Here is a 17,116-nt window from a genome sequence, read left to right on the forward strand (position 1 = left end):
TTGTTTAAAAATATTTGATGAAAAAGTTAAGCGTGTAATACAAATTAAAGAACCGTGAAGTTCTTTGCTTCCAGGGTATTTGTTTTCTCAAGGATTGTATGAATCGCGCAAAGAAATCTTTAGCCCATTGACGTTCTTGAAGGGAAGTTTTATCCCTGCTATATTTTTCTTTTTGATAAATGTGATTTAGTTGCGAAAAGTCTGTGCCAAATTTCTCGTCAATCATTAATGCAAATCCTTCCGGAGACTGCATCTTACGTGAGTAGCCCAGTTGATTTAAATAATATAAAGTTGCACGATATGACCAATGTGTATTTTTCTTGGCTCTGATTTGATAATACTTCCAAATCAACCAGGGCGAAAGTAAAATTAGTAAAAGCAGAGATATAACAGCGACCAAACAGCCAACGGCAATTCGTTCCCAGTTAAAGGACTGTAGGAAGGATTGTCTGCTGTTGATATTCTGGCGTACCGAGCCGTTCTGTTCAATTATTTTTACTTCATCGATTGCGACAGGTTCTTTTAGTTGAGATAAAATATAGGTTGCCGTATCGATATTTCGTTTGATGGTTATATTGTTTAGCTGATCGTTGTATGATGCTGTAGATACATGCACATTTTTCTTCAAAGCACTTATACTCACCACACCTGTATCTGTAGCAATTCTGGCAAAGGCAATATTGAGCCGCAGGGATTTTGGAGAGGTGGTATAACTTTTGTCTCTGTATAATATTTTTTCGACCGAAAGTGTTAACTCCTTTTTTGATGTATCTACTTTTTGAATTATTCCGTCGGCTACAAAATAAACTTTTTGTGTGCCTAATGGTGGTGTGCCATCTGGTTGTGGTGCTTGCTGTGTATTCATATCAGGTACGGTTGTGTCAAAATCAATCCATCCGTAACCTGGAAAAAATACTTGAACCCATGCATGGGCTTGATCTTCGTAAAACCAATACCAGCCGGGATTTTTGCTACTTCTATCTACCGTTAAAAAACCGGTGGCAATTCTCGAAGGGATGCCCAATGACCGCAGTAAGAATAAAGTTGCTCCGGCAAAATAAGCGCAATAACCTTTTCGGTTTTCAAACAAAAAGTAATCCAGTTTATTAGCACTTGGCAGCCCCGGTATTCCTGGATTATCTGAATATTTGAATAAGGGTTGTCCAAATTCATCTTTGCTTAAAAAGTAATTCCTGATAGCCAACATTTTGTCGATAACAGTAGAATCATTTGCTGTTATTTTTTTTGCCAAGGAAATAATTTTTTGATATGATTTCCCTTGAGGCATCGAGGTATAGTATTGGAGGAAAGAGTTATCAATATTTGAGTAGCCAGTGTCTTTTCTTAATAGATCAAAACGCATTTTTTGAAAATCTTCTAAGGTGGTATTGCCGGCAGGATTGTATACGAAATATGCACTGTTGAGCGAACTCACCCACATTTTTGCACGATATGCCGAACTGTATTGCCCTCCATATTCTCTGGGTACTGGAATTGGTTGAACGGAAAAAGCAGTATTGGGCGCTAAAAAATCTGTGGGTGACAATGCCACTTTATATATTTCCGCATCTACTACTGATCTATCGACAACAGCCTGCGAATTTTTAATCACCGTACTGTCAGATTTTGTAAAAAACAAGGGAACTTTTGACGGATCTGGCCTAAACAAATCATTGAAGGGCATTAGTGAATCTGTTTCAAATGTCTGCGTTACAGTATCAAATTTCGTATAATAATCTGCCGTAAAGTATAATGGGTTTTGCGTTTTACCATCTGCAAAAAAATTATTTAACCTGGCTACAAATACAAGTTGCTTTGTTTTGTTTAATGAACCACTCAGTGGCATCTGCCCATTAGGACTTAAGGTGCCGTCTCGATTGCTTTTAGTCATGCTTTGGCTATTGCTCTTATTTGCCTGATAGTCTGGTTGCACCTTGTTCCAATCCTGTTCAATATTGATTAAATCTTTTCGAAAAATTAAAAATACAACTGCAAAAATGGTAATGGCGAACAGGAAAAAACCGCTGACTCTTTTTGCCAAAAACCAACTAAAGGAAGATTGATGCTCATTTAGATTCCTGACTAGTTCAGAGGTATAGAGAATATAAAAAGCATATAGCAATACAGGTGCAAAACTTACTACGATAGCTTCAGCTGAAATGGTCTTAATTTTGCTTATCAGAATTATTTCAATGGCTAATAAAAACAAAATCCATACAACTGTAAAAAAGCGCCATCGGCTGAAGCCAAAACCCACTAACCATCCTATAGAAAATATTAAAAGGAAAATTAAATATTGAACGATAAAGAAAAACATGTCAAACTCACCAATGGCATACTTTTCAATTATTAAATAACCAATAAAATAGCAGGTGCCAAGCGTGATAATAGTGCTCGTAAACCTAAATCTCCAGCCATAAAATATCAAAGAAACGAAAATGCCTAAAAGGAAAAATGCGCCCTGATAGAGCCATTGATTCTGCAATATAATATAGGCCTCATTTAGTTTATGTAGTATTACAATAGCAAAAAAAGCTGTAGGCAGTGCAAGCAAAAGGCATTGCACGCCAACTTTTTTCCAACTATGAGTCCTTTCTATTTGCATCTAAAATTAGGTTATACGCTTTTTAATATTTTTCTTAATTCTTTTTCGTTGCGCAATATTTCTCGTCGTAATGGGAAAAAAGTCCATGCCATTCTGTTTTTTGCTTTCCTGTTTTTTTCTTGTTCCAGGAAAAACCAGGTTAACCAACTTCTTATTCCTTGTCTTTTAAACTGTTTGGAAATAGGAACAAATAAAAAATTAATTTCATTCTTATGCCATTCAATCAATTGCTTTATCTGGTCGACATTTGTGAGGGAAGATATTACAACAATGGCTGCCTTCTGTGGTTGTACAAAGTTAAGTACATCTATATTCTCTTGCCATTCACTAACCGCAATTAAATGCTTTATTTCCTCCTCTTTGCTTGGATGTATCGAAAATGAAATAGATTTTTCGGGTTGATCAGAAGCCCAACGAACATCATTATTTTGTTGTACGATATTTTTATAAATACTCCATACTTTGTTTTTATAAAAATTGAGCATGGCATTATTAATGACATCGGTATGATTGTTTAAGTATTGGGAGAAAAAAGAAACATACAAATAAAGATGGGAGGCATAAGGCTCCAAAATCTCTGGTGTACGAATCACTAATTCTTTGTTCTTTGCATATATTTTCCAGACGATCCTCCGTAAGTCGTCATTAGCTTCAAATTTTTTATAACTAAATAAGTCTCCTTCTACTTTTCGTATTTCGTCTATTCTACTGTTTCGTATTTCCGTATTTCTCTGCTTCGCTTCTAAATATTGCAACGGTTGTGATTGCGGCGGCGTATAGAATCTTTCTGAAGTAGGCAAGGAAATCGTGAACGAAAAAAATTGCAGAAAATCTTCAAAATATACAACTACCTTTGATATGCGGAATTCTTTCACGTCTGTTATTTCCCAATCATAAAAACCATCTAGATTCCTGTTGAACCAGTTCGCATGTTCGTCCTCTACTAGTTGTATTTTTTTCGAGAAAGAACCGTTGTCGTATATGAATCGTAATTTAATGTATCCTAAAATAGGTCTTAGAATGGGTTTAAGTGCAAGCTCAATAGGTTGATAAGGTGTATCAAACTCTTTGGTGGTAATTTGAAATGAAATTCGTTTTTTGTGTCTTTTAAAAAGAAAAAAGAGCCAAGATAATAACACGCTCGTAAATCCAATTACCAAAAATGTAAAGCTTATGTACAAGGTAATTCTAATGAGTATAGAGAAAATATCTTGGAATGGTGTTCCCGGCAGTTTTGGTTGTTCTTTTAGCCATGCCAGGCATATAACGGAGCCAATAAGAAAAAGACAGAAATATACAGTTATGGGGGCGAAAAACCCCAGTTGCTTTAGTGTTTTTCGTATGGATACTTTGTATTGCATTTTACGTACGTGAAGTTAAGTGTTTAATTCTGAATGCTGCTATTTTGCAAATAGATAAATTTTATGTTCTGTATTTATCATTCGCTAAGCTATTGTTTGCATTATCAAATTAACTTTGTTTCTTTGCCTTTGTATGAAAAATACTATTCTATATACCCAGTGTCCGGCTTGTGGAAGCAAAGATATAAATGAAGTTTTATGTGCTAAAGACTATACGGTTTCCGGTGAAATATTTGAAGTATGGCATTGTGCACATTGCAGCTTGCGTTTTACCCAACAGGTTCCTGATGAGCAGGCAATGGCACCTTATTATAAATCTGACGCTTATATTTCACATAGTAATACTAAGAAGGGTATTGTAAATTGGTTGTATCATTTGGTGCGTAAAAGGACCTTGAGACAGAAGGCTGAGCTGGTAAAAAAATATAGTGGATTAGAGCGTGGTGCTTTGTTGGATATTGGTGCCGGAACGGGCGCTTTTGCATCTGTGATGCAATTGGAGAATTGGCAGGTGACGGCACTGGAGCCGGATGAAGACGCAAGAAGAAATGCGAAAAGAGATTTTGATATTGAGTTACAAGAAGGTAAAGACTTATTTTCATTAGAACACGATAGCTTTGATGTGGTTACCATGTGGCATGTTTTGGAGCATGTACACGAATTGCATAGTTATATTGTGCTCTTCCAGAAAATATTAAAAAACAAAGGAACGCTTTTTATCGCTGTTCCCAATTATACTTCATTCGATGCAACCTATTATGAAGGATTTTGGGCCGCCTACGATGTTCCAAGACATTTATATCATTTTTCCCCAGCAAGCATGAAGCTATTAGTTGCCCAATATGGATTCGAGGTAAAAAAATGCCTACCCATGAAATTTGATAGTTATTATGTAAGTCTATTGAGTGAACAGTATAAAAATGGCAACAAAAATCTTCTACAATCGTTCCTACGAGGTTTTCAATCGAATAGAAAGGCCCGAAAAAATGCCGAAAAATACAGTTCTGTTATTTATGTGATTAAAAAACAGAAATAGCCTACTAAAGAACAGCCCATAGTGGTGATTGACTTAGTAGAAAACAAAAAAGCTATCTGTGTTTTAAGCAGATAGCATTATTTTAAGATGTATTGTATGTTTAAGCTGTAGCTTCTACCGGAGCAGCTAAAACGGATACTTTAGTAATATCTCCTTTAGCTTTTCTAAATTCTACGACACCGTCAGTAAGTGCAAATAAAGTGAAATCTTTACCTAAACCTACATTTTTGCCTGGATGAAAACTAGTACCCCTTTGACGAACGATAATGTTACCTGAGATAGCTGGTTGGCCACCAAATATTTTTACGCCAAGACGTTTGCTTCTTGAATCGCGACCATTTTTTACACTACCTTCACCTTTTTTGTGAGCCATGGTATGATAATTATAAAGTTTTAAAAATTAATAAGCCAAAATTACGCAATCGCGTCAATTTTGATTTTTGTATAATGTGTTCTGTGTCCGTGTTTCTTACGGAAACCTTTTCTTCTCTTTTGTTTGTAAGCGATTACTTTGTCGCCCTGGATTAAATTGCTAAGCACTTCTGCTTTTACAATTGATTTCACATCAGCGCCCAAAGATAATTTACCATCGGTACTTACCAACAATACTTCGTTGAACTCAACTTTGTCTCCGTTATTGGCAGACAAACGTGGTACATATAAGGTATCACCTTCTTGTACTCTGAATTGTTGGCCTGCTATTTTTACAACTGCGAACATAACTTTTAGAAATTAGGACTGCAAAGGTAAGGATAAATTGTGGATATGGCAATAGATTTATGAAAAATATTTTCGTAACGGCAATTATCTTTCAATTGATAGTTATTGTATTATAAAAGAGTTCTATCGATTCAAAGATATCTGCTGGACTTTTAAATACTCGTACCAAAATCTTACTTTATTTGATAATCAGCTTATTGTGAAGCGAGATGGCGCGATATTCGCAGTTATTATTAGTGGGGTCAAAGGATAATGCTATCTAGCCTTTTATCACCAAGATAAATCCACCAAACTGGAGACAACGGTGCCATTAGCAACGAGAAGCCGGCTAAGCAATGGAGAATTAAGTGGCATATTGGCCAATTACCTCGATCAAAAGCTCACGAAAGCCCTTGCATTGCAAGCGATACACAATGATCCGCCTGCGCTAAGATCGGAGAGACTAAGTATAAGGCCCCCATCAAGAAAAACAGGAAAGAATGATATTATAGCATTGGCGCGAAGGAAATGAATAAAATAAGAAAAGACCTGCGAGATCTTGCCGGTTAAATAGATAATGAGGGCAATAGCAAAAATGCTAAATAAGTCATTTTGGCAACAGCTATTTTGAACACATTATTCTGAATTTTTTTCAGTCTCTTTCCGCGAAAAACAGTTGTGCAACTGCAAAATTTTCACAATTGATGAAAATTTTGCAGTTACTTTTTATTGTGGCAAAAAAGTTGTTTTAGAAGCTGTTAAATACTGTTTTAAAACAGTAAATGTTTAATCAATTTTATTAACCATTTAAAACAGGAGGTTATTATGTCACTTACTAAATGGAACGGCAATAACAGAAACTTGCCTGTATCCCCCAACTGGTTCGAGGACTTCTGGAACCGCGATCTTTTTAACTGGAATGATAAAAATTTCTCGTCCACCGAAACCACCTTGCCATCAGTAAACGTAAAAGAAACAGCAAATGACTACAAAGTGGAGGTAGCGGCGCCGGGAATGAATAAAGAGGATTTCCATATTACGCTGGACGGAAATCTGCTTACCATTTCTTCGGAAAAGAAAGTAGAAAATAATGAAGAAAAAGATAACTACACCCGCAAAGAATTTAGCTATCAGTCTTTTCAACGTAGTTTTGAACTGCCGAAAAATGTAGTTAATGAAGAGGAAATAAAGGCTAAATATGAAAGTGGTGTTTTGCATCTCACTATCCCTAAAAAGGAAGAAGCTAAAAAGAAAGCACCAAAAAAAATCGAAGTTCTCTAACCACCCATTAATTATAAGGGCCACTCCCAAAAATTCGAGTGGCCCTTATAGATTTCAACCTATACGATCTATCTCTGTCTTAGTAATTTCAACTACCTATTCGTATATTCCCATCCTCTTAGTTATAAATTGGTCATAACAAATTTATTTGTGTATGTCTTTTGTAAAAGACCCGTATATTTTTTATTTTGAGGTTTCCATGGGTAATAAAGTTACAGGTCCTTTGGACGATTTCTGTTTACCATTATTTACCCATTAAAGTGTGAATATTCATAGACGGTGGTATCTCTTTATTAATTCATAAGTTGAACAATTATGACAGATAACTTTCCATACAAGTTTTCTTTAAACTTTTCTAAAAATATAGGTTGCTCTAACATTTCGTCTGTCATCGTTTTCAAAATTTTTCGTAGCAGACACTGAGTTTATTCTCGGTTTTGAGCGAAGGAATAGTAAGCCGTAAAACGATGTCAAAGATAAGCGTTCTGCAATAACAGCAACGATTTTACTACAGTGTCTGTAATTGCAATTGATGTTTCTCCTCCCTTCCTATTTACCGTAAAGTGTATAGGTTCATCTTTCGAACGCTTATTCCCTATCGATATAAAAAAGAGATATTTGCATCAAAAAGTAAATTTGTTTAAAAGCTTCTATCAAAAATATGTGTTGACCGAAAATTTGAACTGCTCTATAAAGATGCGCTTAAAGGCACTGATATTATTCAACTCATAGAAAATCAGCATGGCTTTTTTGTACTCAACCGAATCTACTGTTCTGAAAGAAATCGGGCAGTACTGATGGGCAATTAAAAGCGCATTGCTGATAATCCGTGCGGTCCTTTTATTGCCATCATTGAAGGCTTGGATATAAGAAAGCAGCGCCAATACAAGAAGTGATTTTTCAAAGATATTTTCTTTCACATTGACCAGCATACACATATTTTCGAATGCTTCCCGTATCTGATGCTCGTTATCCAATGGCTTGTAATTAGTACCTGTTATGCCAACTCTTCTTTGGCGGATATTGCCATCTACATTCAGCTCTTTGGTCAATATACTATGAATATCCTCGATAGGCCGTACTGTCAATGGTACAACGTATTCTGGATGTGCAATAATGAAATTAATGGCTTCCTTGTGGTTCAAAAGCATAATGGCATCATCTTTGGGTTTGCCTTGCGCTGTTTCCTGTTCTTTTAACAGTCGCTCTGTTTCCAACAAAGAATACGTATTGCCTTCTATCTGCGAAGATTTCCAACTCAAGTCAATTGCCAATCGTTCCATTTCCTTCCCGTATGCTGTTGCAGAAAGACTAGCGATATTAGTTTTAAACTTTAACTGGAATGCTTCTAATTCCTGTTCTTCCCTCTTTGTAAATAAATGGGCATTGCGCAAGACTTCAGGAATCAGGGAGAAGTTAAAGTTGTTATTTATTATTCTTTCATCTTGCTCTTTACTGAAATACTGTTCCACGTCTATTTCTTCCAATAATTCATAGGCAGGACTTACCAAGTATTTCGTTCCTTTACCTTTCCCCTCAGTTATCACATGGTTGCTCTCCAGGAGTTTCGTCAACATGCGTTTAAGCGTGGAATAGCTATAGGAATGCTCAAGCCTGATGAAAATTTCGCCGGAGGATAAAGCCGAATTATTCTTTATAAAATCAAATAATTCTTTTTCCATGATTATTAAGCTCAATTATTTTGTAAAAATAGCTCAAAAAGTTTTAAAAAATGAGCTATATTTTATATTCAATTGATCCTAAAAAAATATGGATCATACAATGTGAAATTAAAGCTCAGATTGAAATAAAAAATGAGCTATATTATAGCGATAGATGAGCTTATGACTTGCTGCGTGTACCATTAAGGGGAGGTTTACGCCCAGAGCGACATAGCGAGTTATAAACAATTCGGTTTCCTGTACAAGATCAACTGCTTTGCGGCCTTAAATTATTGTAGGCAAATAAAAGAAGTGAAAATGTGATTTCATAGTCAAATAATCAGGTTTAACCTGATCAATTAACTATAAAACATAATTTCCAAAAAAGACTCCAACATTTTTGCCAAATATGCCATCTGTAATTTACGGAGATTGGTTACTAATATAGTTCTTAATGTAGGGAAGAAAGTTATCAAGTATGTCCAACCCCATTTAACTTAAGTTTGCATTTTTTATCATTCCAAACATCAATGTTGGTGTGATTGCTTGCAAATGTATCTATAAAACAATAAAGGTTCGCCAATGCGAACCTTTACAAATGATTGATAATCATCGTGCCCAGAACAGGAATCGAACCTGTCCTGAAACTCAATTACTTATAAACGAAAGTTGTCAATTATTTGTCGGGATTTTCAAATCATCCCTTTAATAAGTCGTTTTTATTTATTTCTCAACACTTATTACCGTTATCAACTCAAAGATAAATATTTTCTCCGAAATATTGCAATGGAAAAATAATTATTTGAACCTTTTTATCAACTAAAATCGGCTTCACTATTGGATCAATCACATGAAAATTCAGAAGACTCAAAAACCTTCTATACTATCATAAACGTCCTTTTGTTCCAGTTTCAACCATACTGATGCATTAGGAGCCATCACCTTTTTAGAAACTAATCAGCCCTTTGATGAGAGAGAGGCAATTATATAATCATAACTAATATTTTTTATCTTAACAAGATAAAGGCGGCCGAAAATATGTCTTTGTATGATTTTGAGTTGATATCAAAACAAAGCACGCGATTATATAAAATCAATAGTCCTCACAAACCCATAGAAGACTTATCAGACCATTTTGACTGGGTATCGGAAAGCACTCCTCATATAAGTAAATATCGCGTTGACTATCAAAAGTGTTAAACCAGTATGTTGCGAGAATTGGCTCTTTTTTAAAAGAAGTTGCCTTTCCCGCAATTATGTCGTGAGCCACCGTTTCGGCGGGAATTGGGGATCCCTTTTGTGTTTTGAATCTTTTAAAGACAAAGTCATTGCTAAACGCCTGCCATTTAACCTTTCCCGCCACCGAATAGACTGCTGCTATAGGATGCGTTCCATATGATATAAATTTGATTAGTGTTGAGGTTATGCTCGTTTGAAAATATGCAGCAAGGTTCTTTATAAGTGAAAAATCAAAGCTCCTCGTTCTTCTTGCTTCCTGAATGAACAGCGGCTGTGGCATTAATATTTCAGCAGCAAATTCATTGGCTTGTGTCTCAAAAGATGCGGATATATACCACTCCATAAATGCTGATTCATCACAGTTAAATACCGGTATGGTATTTTTATGTAGTAACAGATGCCCTAATTCGTGGGCGACCACAAACCGCTTCTTTGGGGGATATTTGATTTCAGAATTTATCGTGATAATAACTTTATTATCCTTGAAAATTATTCGCCCGTCGGCTCCAGACATTGGCTTCTCCTGATAAAAACTATCATAGAGATTTATGATCCCTTCTAAATCTAAATCAGTGGGACTTTGGATATATAGATCGGATATTATTTGTTGTGCGGTGAGAACAGGACGTGATTGCATTAATTTAAATACTATTTCTTTTTTTCTAGTTCATCGATTAGTGCTAATAATTCAATTTCCGACAGCATTTGTAACACATCGTCGTTTGAAAAGTCCTTCAAACTGTTAAATGTAAATGACGCACTGCTGCTATTTGTTTTGAGTAGACTGTACAATTTCTCCTGAGGATTCGGGAATTGAATTTTGTCTTTAAGCTGCTCCAGCAGTTCAGCAGCTCTCTGCAATAGCCCCGTTTTTGTTTCCTTGGCGACGTTCATACGCATCTGGGCTAACATCCGCCCAGCTATTGCTTTTGCCTTATTAGCAACAGCCTGCTCGTCCAAATTGCATTCTTTAAGTGTTTCTGACACTATCTCCGGCGAACTATTTAAATCATCAATAAAAGATGAAAAAAATATCTCACTATGTTTGTTTGATTTTTTCATCATATTTTAATTTAAAGAAGAGAGTATTTTTTCTGCTGCACGCTTAATTCTTTTTTTTGCGTTGGAAACTTCTGACTCAGAAATACCGAGATCAGCTGCAATATGCCTATTTGCATTACCATCAAGCACGGATAACAAGACAAGCTGACCTGTTTCGTCGTCTGCCAATGCCCGGTCTAACCTATCTATAAAAATCGCATTGTCGATCTCCTGTTCAAAGTGTAATCCGAAATTGATATGGGTGCCTGAATAATATTCAAATTTATCTTCGCCATCAGCGCTAAAATAATCCGCCTGATCTTGTTTCTCGGTTTTTACGGCATCGGCTTTCGAGTATAAATTTGAAATGATACTTCTACATACCGAGAACTGCATATATCTTAGAAAATCCGGATCTGTCTCAGGATTCCAGTTTCTTTTTCCTGTTAACACATCTGTTATTGCTTTATAGGCAATATCTTCTGCTTTATGCCCGCCCGGCAGGTTCCAGTCCTTAAATTTTCTACCTGTGCAATAATTCATATACTGTATTACGAACGCAGTCAGCTTTTTACCGACGTCGCCCCAGTCAAACATCGAAAACCGTTCCAATAATTCAGATCGTTCCATATCCTTATTACATTATTCTGTTTAGAAATTTTTTTTTGCCGTTACGGCAAAAAATAGCTGCACGCTAGAATAAATATACAAAAAATTAACATTTAGCAGCAATTAAATAAAAAACACCAAAACAGATAGAATATGTCAAATTCAGTTATAGCGAGACAACAGGGGGACGACTACCAGGCAAAGTATTTTTGGTATAAGGCATGTAAATTATACCAGCAGAATAGTACCGCTGTTAAAATTGCATGGGAGAAAAATGACAGTCCGGGTTTTGATGACGTGTCTATCTTCTATCAACCAGCGAAGTTGGATAGAACTACTGGGAAAGAGATACACAGCGAGTACTTTCAGGTGAAGTTTCATGTAGACCATGACCGCGGGTTTAGTTGTGCCGCTTTCATGGATCCGTCGTTCATAGGAAATACCACGGAATCATTACTTCAAAGATTACACAAAAACCTCAAATCTAACCCGGAAGAGTTTGACCGGTCCTTGTATCACATAGTGAATACATGGGGGGTTGATCACAGCGATGAAATTAAGAACCTTATAGACAATAATGGCGCTATCCGTCCTGAAAAACTATTTGACGGTGGTGGCTACCGCTCAAAAATGGGCAAAATCAGGACGCAATGGAAACAACACCTGGGCATTTCCACAGATGATGAGCTACAGGTATTGCTATCACCCTTGCGGATTAAACATAGTTCAAAAGGGATAGATGCTTTTACGGAAGATCTGAATTTTCGTCTTCAGGCCGTTGGCCTTCAGGCTATTAGTGAAACACAGCGCACTTCGGTTTATACCGACCTTATCCAGCAACTGCACGCAGAAAAGAGGGATATATTCACAAAAGAAGAACTGCTGGAGATACTGAAAAGGGAAAAGTTACTCTCACAGGAGGAAAAGCAGCCGGAAGACATTTATAAAATAGGCGTCAGAAGCTTTAAGAGGGGCACAGATACCATCGCTTTTGAGACAGATGACTACTTATGCCTGTTACACCACTTTATGGGTCGGTTTCCAATAAATGAACAGCTATGGGAGACAGATATATTGCCTTCCCTGGTTACCTTTTCTGAAAAGGTTATAGCTTTCGGGAAGCCGCTACATATTCATTTAGATACCCACCACTCCATTGCGCTTGCGCTAGGATATTGTCTTGATAGTAAAAGCGGAGTATCAACTAAGGTGATACAAAAAACAAGGGCTGGGCGGCTACTTTTTTATGCTGATCATACTAGTACGGAGTATCAGCAACGTCAAAGTGATAACAACTGGACGGTTAGTGAACAGATAATAAATGAAACCGGAAGTGATCTTGCCGTAGCTGTAAGCGTTACTCATGACATAGCGAATGACGTGATGGACTTCGTACAGAATAATGTACCGCATACTGGCAGGTTTATCAATGCTACTATAGCTGCCGGGCCATCGCCCATATCTATCAGAGATGGTAACCACATACTACTTGCAGTTTTAGAGTTAATGAAAACAATAAAAGCAACGCGGAATGCAGGAGAAAAAAAAGGCACAGTACACTTGTTCGTTGCTGCACCTAATGCCTTTGTATTTACCTTGGGCCAGCACATAAAATCGCTAGGTAAGATAATTCTTTACGAATACGATTTTGAGCAATACCGCACAGGTTCTTATAGCCAGGCAATTCAATTACCAATAAAATAAACAAATATAAAATGAAAGGAATAGACTCTTACTTCAGCGATTTCCTGTCGGAAATCAGATTAACATCTTCACAGAGAGAGGATTTGATTCGTGGCCATAAAACATTGAGAGAAAGGCTAAACGCAGACTATGATCTAAATGGTATCATTGTAACAACCTTCCTGCAAGGAAGCTACAGGCGTTCTACTGCAATCAGACCATTAGTAGGCAAACGTGCGGACGTCGATATAATTGTTGTTACCAACCTGGACAGGAACAAGGTAACACCGCAGGAGGCTATAGATAAATTCATACCATTTGTGAAGAAGCATTACGATGGTAAGTATCGAATACAAGGCAGGTCCATTGGCATCGAACTATCATACGTTGACCTTGATATCGTTGTCACTTCTGCACCATCTGAAATCGACGTCGAAGCACTTAAATCAAGAAGTGTTACCACTAATATGATGCTGGAGGATCTGACGTCAGGTTATAATGATTGGCGATTAATCAAGGGCTGGCACGAGCCGAACCTAAGTAAAGGTTTTGGAGCCCAAAATCTAAGTGAAGCACAACGTAAAGAAGCGGAATGGAAATTGGAGCCGCTCTATATACCGAATAGAGAAGCCGGGTTATGGGAACAAACACATCCATTAGAACAAATTAAATGGACACGCGATAAAAATAAAAACACCAATGGCCATTACGTTAATGTAGTCAAGGCGTTAAAATGGTGGCGAACACTAAGATTAACGGACATCAAACATCCTAAAGGATATCCGGTGGAGCATATGATCGGTGACTGCTGTCCTGATGGACTTAGCGGTATGGCTGAAGGAATTTGCAATACTCTGGAAAATATTGTTAGCAACTATAAATACCAGCGGAACAATGGAATGGTCCCGAGTCTTTATGACCGAGGCGTGCCTACCCATAATGTCTGGAAACGTATAAGCCAGGATGACTTCAACTCATTCTACGACAGCGTGTGTAAATATGCTAAAGTAGCACGGGAAGCCTTAGATGCTCCATCAATTAAAAAGCAGGTTGACAAATGGCGAGAGCTATTTGGCGATAAATTCCCAAACGCTCCAGACGAAGATGAAAGTGCCCGTACAGATAATAATAGCGGCGGCGGTTTTTCAAAGAGAACTGAAGTGACGACACCTTCCGGTGGCAGATTTGCATAATAAGATATTATGGAACTAAGTGAAGATTTAAGGTTAGCGCGGAGAAAATTAGCTACCCTGGAAGGTTATGAATTATTGGAGGATTTTTCGTGGGATGCGGTGTCTGATAAGTGGGTACTAAAGTTTAGGATTATGTGCGGCACTACGACTGTTTTTGTTCCCGAAATCACTGATTGGTATCTTATCGCATCTCCCGCATACCCTTTGGGTAAAATTGATATTTATCCTGCCGCTGAAAATGGGTTAGCTTATACTTTCCCCCATCAGAGTTATAATGATCTTCGCCCGAATGCAAAATGGCGGACAGGTAACATCTGTGTCAGTACCAGCGTTGGGTTGTGGGGCAAAAGGTACTTTAATAATGAGCCATATGATGCTGAAAGCCGGCTCTGCTGGCATATTTTAAGGTGCAAAGACTGGATAGCAGCGGCGGCCAACGGTTCTTTGGTGGTTAATGGTGATCCATTCGAGATGCCATCATTTAAAAAGGAGAGCGGTCAAATGTTCGTTTTTAACGAAGATGAGGATACTTTTACCCGCTGGAGTGAATATAAGGCCAGCTACGGAACGTTTACTGCCAAAGAGGTTTTCGCTAATTGGCCGGTATATCCTATTCTCAACTTTAAGTCCCACGCTAAGGAGGTTCAGTATAAATGGGGCAACCGGATAAACCAATCAAGGGCACCTGAAGTTACTAATCTTTGGGTGATGTTGGATAAGTTGCCGGTTTTGCCGCCATGGCAGGTGCCGTCTACATGGGGACAGCTATTCAGCGTGGTAAAGGAACAAGGAATAGATTTGAAAGGTATCCTGAAAAAGGACCTGTTTAAAGCAGGTAAAAACTCTTACAAATTCTTACTAGTTGGATTCCCAATACCACGAAATGTTGGCGAAGACAATTGCCGGATTTTCTGGTTGTCGATTTCGTTACCGAGTGCACCGTCGCTTTCAGGGTTCAGGCGCGGATCAGAGGCGTTGCAATCTGCCCAGTTCAAGATTATGTTTAAAGATGAAGCCGTTGTGAAATGGGCTAATACGGAGAACTGGAATAAAGCTGAAATTACATCAAGGGGGAAAATGAATACATCTATAAATAATCTAAGATTTGTAATCATTGGTGCAGGTGCAATAGGGTCAAACCTTTCAGAATTGCTATTAAGATTGGGGTGTGATAATCTTACTATACTGGATAGAGACCTGCTCAATATTGGCAATCTTTCAAGACACACCTTAACTATGGATAAAGTTCATTCCTGTAAGGTTGTCAGTCTTGCTGAAAGACTGAATTCGATCTTCCCCAGCGCAAACGTAAAACCGATTAGTAAGGACCTAGACCATCATTTTAACAGTAATGCGCTTATGACCCTCGTGCAGGATACCGATATATTCATAGACGCCACCGGTGACGATACATTAATCAATTTTATCGGCGGATTACTCTCGGGAACGAAGGCGAAATTCATTTCGGTTTCCACAGGATTCGCAGCGAAACGGCTTTTTTGCTTTATGGCAGATACGGAGCAATGTTCACTGGAAAAAGAATTTACACAGGCGCTTGCACCATGGCTTAAAAAGGACGAAATAGAAAACCCCGATCCTCAATTCCCACGAGAAGGCATTGGTTGCTGGCATCCTATATTTCCAGCTAGAATTGATGATATTTGGTTGTTGCTGGCAACTGCCGTTAAAAGGATCGAAAAATTTCTGGAAGCAAGTACGGTCCGCGAATTTGTGGTTATTGAGCAGGAGAAAGATGAAGAAGGATATATTATGAGCGTTAAAATAATTGAAGATTAAGAACGGCGTATGAATTTCATTTCACAGGACAAACAATTTGTCGTCACCATCTCACAGGAGTGCATTGACAGTATTGTCGAGCACATAAAAAAGGCAGCTGTTTATGAAACGGGAGGAATACTGATTGGGGCCTATTCCGATGATTTGGGCACCGCTGCCATATCTCAAATAACGGGGCCTACTATTGATTCCAAAGGCGGTTTTACCTGGTTTAATCGCGGGATAAAGGGTTTAAAGGAATTATTAAAGCGTTACTGGGATGTCAAACTGTATTACTTGGGTGAATGGCACTTTCATCCGAACGCTAAACCAATACCGAGTAATCAGGATAAGAAGCAAATGCGTGAAATTGCCCGTTCTAACCAATACAGGTGTCCTGAGCCCATAATGATTATTGTGGGTGGCAACTGGCAGTGTTACGAAATTTCTGTCTTTATACAGACCCTTACCGGGGAATCTTACGAGTTAAAGGCAGTTGATTTGAACATAGGTGAAATGTAAAAGTATTTTAATCATTGACGAGTAATCAACAAATAAGTTATGGTGAGCAAAGCGGTAAAATATGGATTGAATGGCGTTCTGATTACCGGAATCGGTAACTTCATCATAAATGTCATCAGATAATATCAATGATTTCCTAAAATGTATATATATTTGGTTAAGACTGATTTGTATTACACCAATCAATAAACTACAAATTCAAAAGTGAATCAGGAACCAAGCTTAAGGCTTAACCAAAAACGAATGGATAAAACTTTAGATGATATTCTAAATTATCTAAAGTCAACAATTTTTATCGAAGATCAAAATTACATTCAATACATAAATGCTGTTGATATATTCTGTGAATGCTATGGCGAGGATGGGGCAACACTCCACAATGATACTGAACCAACGCTTTGTTTGGACCA

General features: G+C 37.6%; 14 protein-coding genes. 6 read left to right on the forward strand and 8 right to left on the reverse strand.

Going from position 1 to position 17,116, the window contains the following annotated elements; genetic code table 11:
• Window positions 1-4: 4 nt before the first annotated feature.
• Window positions 5-2,605, reverse strand: a complete 2,601-nt coding sequence (locus tag ACQR30_RS02925; RefSeq protein WP_429731009.1) for a transglutaminase domain-containing protein — start codon at window positions 2,603-2,605, stop codon at window positions 5-7.
• 11 nt (window positions 2,606-2,616) lie between these two features.
• Complete coding sequence (locus ACQR30_RS02930; protein ID WP_429731012.1) at window positions 2,617-3,966, reverse strand: DUF58 domain-containing protein; 1,350 nt, start codon at window positions 3,964-3,966, stop codon at window positions 2,617-2,619.
• A gap of 133 nt (window positions 3,967-4,099) precedes the next feature.
• On the opposite strand from ACQR30_RS02930, the gene ACQR30_RS02935 reads away from it, so the two are divergent.
• The gene (locus tag ACQR30_RS02935; RefSeq protein WP_429731015.1) at window positions 4,100-5,002 is read left to right on the forward strand and encodes a class I SAM-dependent methyltransferase; all 903 of its coding nucleotides are present in this window, start codon (window positions 4,100-4,102) and stop codon (window positions 5,000-5,002) included.
• A gap of 100 nt (window positions 5,003-5,102) precedes the next feature.
• On the opposite strand, the gene rpmA is transcribed toward ACQR30_RS02935, so the two are convergent.
• Both rpmA and rplU read right to left on the reverse strand, forming a co-directional pair.
• Window positions 5,103-5,375 (reverse strand): 50S ribosomal protein L27, encoded by a 273-nt coding sequence (gene rpmA, locus ACQR30_RS02940; protein WP_429731018.1) that lies wholly within the window; start codon window positions 5,373-5,375, stop codon window positions 5,103-5,105.
• A gap of 41 nt (window positions 5,376-5,416) precedes the next feature.
• Window positions 5,417-5,722, reverse strand: coding sequence for a 50S ribosomal protein L21 (gene rplU / locus ACQR30_RS02945; protein ID WP_429731021.1), 306 nt, complete (start codon window positions 5,720-5,722; stop codon window positions 5,417-5,419).
• Window positions 5,723-6,526: 804 nt separating this feature from the next.
• Between rplU and ACQR30_RS02950 the strand changes: the two genes are divergently transcribed.
• Window positions 6,527-6,982, forward strand: a complete 456-nt coding sequence (locus ACQR30_RS02950) for an Hsp20/alpha crystallin family protein (RefSeq protein WP_429731023.1) — start codon at window positions 6,527-6,529, stop codon at window positions 6,980-6,982.
• 653 nt (window positions 6,983-7,635) lie between these two features.
• Here ACQR30_RS02950 and ACQR30_RS02955 read toward each other — a convergent pair.
• From ACQR30_RS02955 to ACQR30_RS02970, 4 genes are all read right to left on the reverse strand, one after another.
• Entirely contained in the window at window positions 7,636-8,664 is a 1,029-nt protein-coding gene (locus ACQR30_RS02955) for a Fic family protein (RefSeq protein WP_429731026.1), read from the reverse strand.
• A gap of 1,072 nt (window positions 8,665-9,736) precedes the next feature.
• A complete protein-coding gene (locus tag ACQR30_RS02960) occupies window positions 9,737-10,519 on the reverse strand; it encodes an ImmA/IrrE family metallo-endopeptidase (RefSeq protein WP_429731029.1) in 783 nt (260 codons plus the stop codon).
• Between the two features lie 11 nt (window positions 10,520-10,530).
• Window positions 10,531-10,947, reverse strand: coding sequence for a hypothetical protein (locus tag ACQR30_RS02965; protein ID WP_429731032.1), 417 nt, complete (start codon window positions 10,945-10,947; stop codon window positions 10,531-10,533).
• Between the two features lie 3 nt (window positions 10,948-10,950).
• The gene (locus ACQR30_RS02970; RefSeq protein ID WP_429731034.1) at window positions 10,951-11,553 is read right to left on the reverse strand and encodes a hypothetical protein; all 603 of its coding nucleotides are present in this window, start codon (window positions 11,551-11,553) and stop codon (window positions 10,951-10,953) included.
• Between the two features lie 132 nt (window positions 11,554-11,685).
• Here ACQR30_RS02970 and ACQR30_RS02975 point away from each other — a divergent pair, with 132 nt between their 5' ends.
• Genes ACQR30_RS02975 through ACQR30_RS02990 form a run of 4 tightly spaced genes read left to right on the forward strand, consistent with a single transcriptional unit; the run spans window position 11,686 to window position 16,706 of the window.
• Window positions 11,686-13,236 carry an SAVED domain-containing protein gene (locus tag ACQR30_RS02975; protein ID WP_429731037.1) on the forward strand — a complete coding sequence of 517 codons (1,551 nt, stop codon included), beginning with the start codon at window positions 11,686-11,688 and terminating at the stop codon, window positions 13,234-13,236.
• An 11-nt stretch (window positions 13,237-13,247) separates the two neighbouring features.
• On the forward strand, window positions 13,248-14,408 hold the full coding sequence (locus ACQR30_RS02980) for an SMODS domain-containing nucleotidyltransferase (protein ID WP_429731040.1): 1,161 nt from the start codon (window positions 13,248-13,250) through the stop codon (window positions 14,406-14,408).
• A gap of 9 nt (window positions 14,409-14,417) precedes the next feature.
• Window positions 14,418-16,205: a HesA/MoeB/ThiF family protein gene (locus ACQR30_RS02985; protein WP_429731043.1), complete on the forward strand. Its 1,788-nt coding sequence runs from the start codon at window positions 14,418-14,420 to the stop codon at window positions 16,203-16,205.
• Window positions 16,206-16,214: 9 nt separating this feature from the next.
• The gene (locus ACQR30_RS02990; RefSeq protein ID WP_429731046.1) at window positions 16,215-16,706 is read left to right on the forward strand and encodes a Mov34/MPN/PAD-1 family protein; all 492 of its coding nucleotides are present in this window, start codon (window positions 16,215-16,217) and stop codon (window positions 16,704-16,706) included.
• Window positions 16,707-17,116: the final 410 nt, after the last annotated feature.

Origin of the sequence: Arachidicoccus sp., assembly GCF_050436765.1 — a bacterium.
GTDB lineage: Bacteria > Bacteroidota > Bacteroidia > Chitinophagales > Chitinophagaceae > Arachidicoccus.

What these genes read in the sequence shown, in the direction of transcription:
- ACQR30_RS02925 (WP_429731009.1), bottom strand. Translation starts at nt 2,605, where the DNA reads ATGCAAATAGAAAGGACTCATAGTTGGAAAAAAGTTGGCGTGCAATGC.
- ACQR30_RS02950 (WP_429731023.1), top strand. Translation starts at nt 6,527, where the DNA reads ATGTCACTTACTAAATGGAACGGCAATAACAGAAACTTGCCTGTATCC.
- rpmA (WP_429731018.1), bottom strand. Translation starts at nt 5,375, where the DNA reads ATGGCTCACAAAAAAGGTGAAGGTAGTGTAAAAAATGGTCGCGATTCA.
- ACQR30_RS02960 (WP_429731029.1), bottom strand. Translation starts at nt 10,519, where the DNA reads ATGCAATCACGTCCTGTTCTCACCGCACAACAAATAATATCCGATCTA.
- ACQR30_RS02975 (WP_429731037.1), top strand. Translation starts at nt 11,686, where the DNA reads ATGTCAAATTCAGTTATAGCGAGACAACAGGGGGACGACTACCAGGCA.
- ACQR30_RS02955 (WP_429731026.1), bottom strand. Translation starts at nt 8,664, where the DNA reads ATGGAAAAAGAATTATTTGATTTTATAAAGAATAATTCGGCTTTATCC.
- ACQR30_RS02970 (WP_429731034.1), bottom strand. Translation starts at nt 11,553, where the DNA reads ATGGAACGATCTGAATTATTGGAACGGTTTTCGATGTTTGACTGGGGC.
- ACQR30_RS02935 (WP_429731015.1), top strand. Translation starts at nt 4,100, where the DNA reads ATGAAAAATACTATTCTATATACCCAGTGTCCGGCTTGTGGAAGCAAA.
- ACQR30_RS02990 (WP_429731046.1), top strand. Translation starts at nt 16,215, where the DNA reads ATGAATTTCATTTCACAGGACAAACAATTTGTCGTCACCATCTCACAG.
- rplU (WP_429731021.1), bottom strand. Translation starts at nt 5,722, where the DNA reads ATGTTCGCAGTTGTAAAAATAGCAGGCCAACAATTCAGAGTACAAGAA.
- ACQR30_RS02965 (WP_429731032.1), bottom strand. Translation starts at nt 10,947, where the DNA reads ATGATGAAAAAATCAAACAAACATAGTGAGATATTTTTTTCATCTTTT.
- ACQR30_RS02930 (WP_429731012.1), bottom strand. Translation starts at nt 3,966, where the DNA reads ATGCAATACAAAGTATCCATACGAAAAACACTAAAGCAACTGGGGTTT.
- ACQR30_RS02980 (WP_429731040.1), top strand. Translation starts at nt 13,248, where the DNA reads ATGAAAGGAATAGACTCTTACTTCAGCGATTTCCTGTCGGAAATCAGA.
- ACQR30_RS02985 (WP_429731043.1), top strand. Translation starts at nt 14,418, where the DNA reads ATGGAACTAAGTGAAGATTTAAGGTTAGCGCGGAGAAAATTAGCTACC.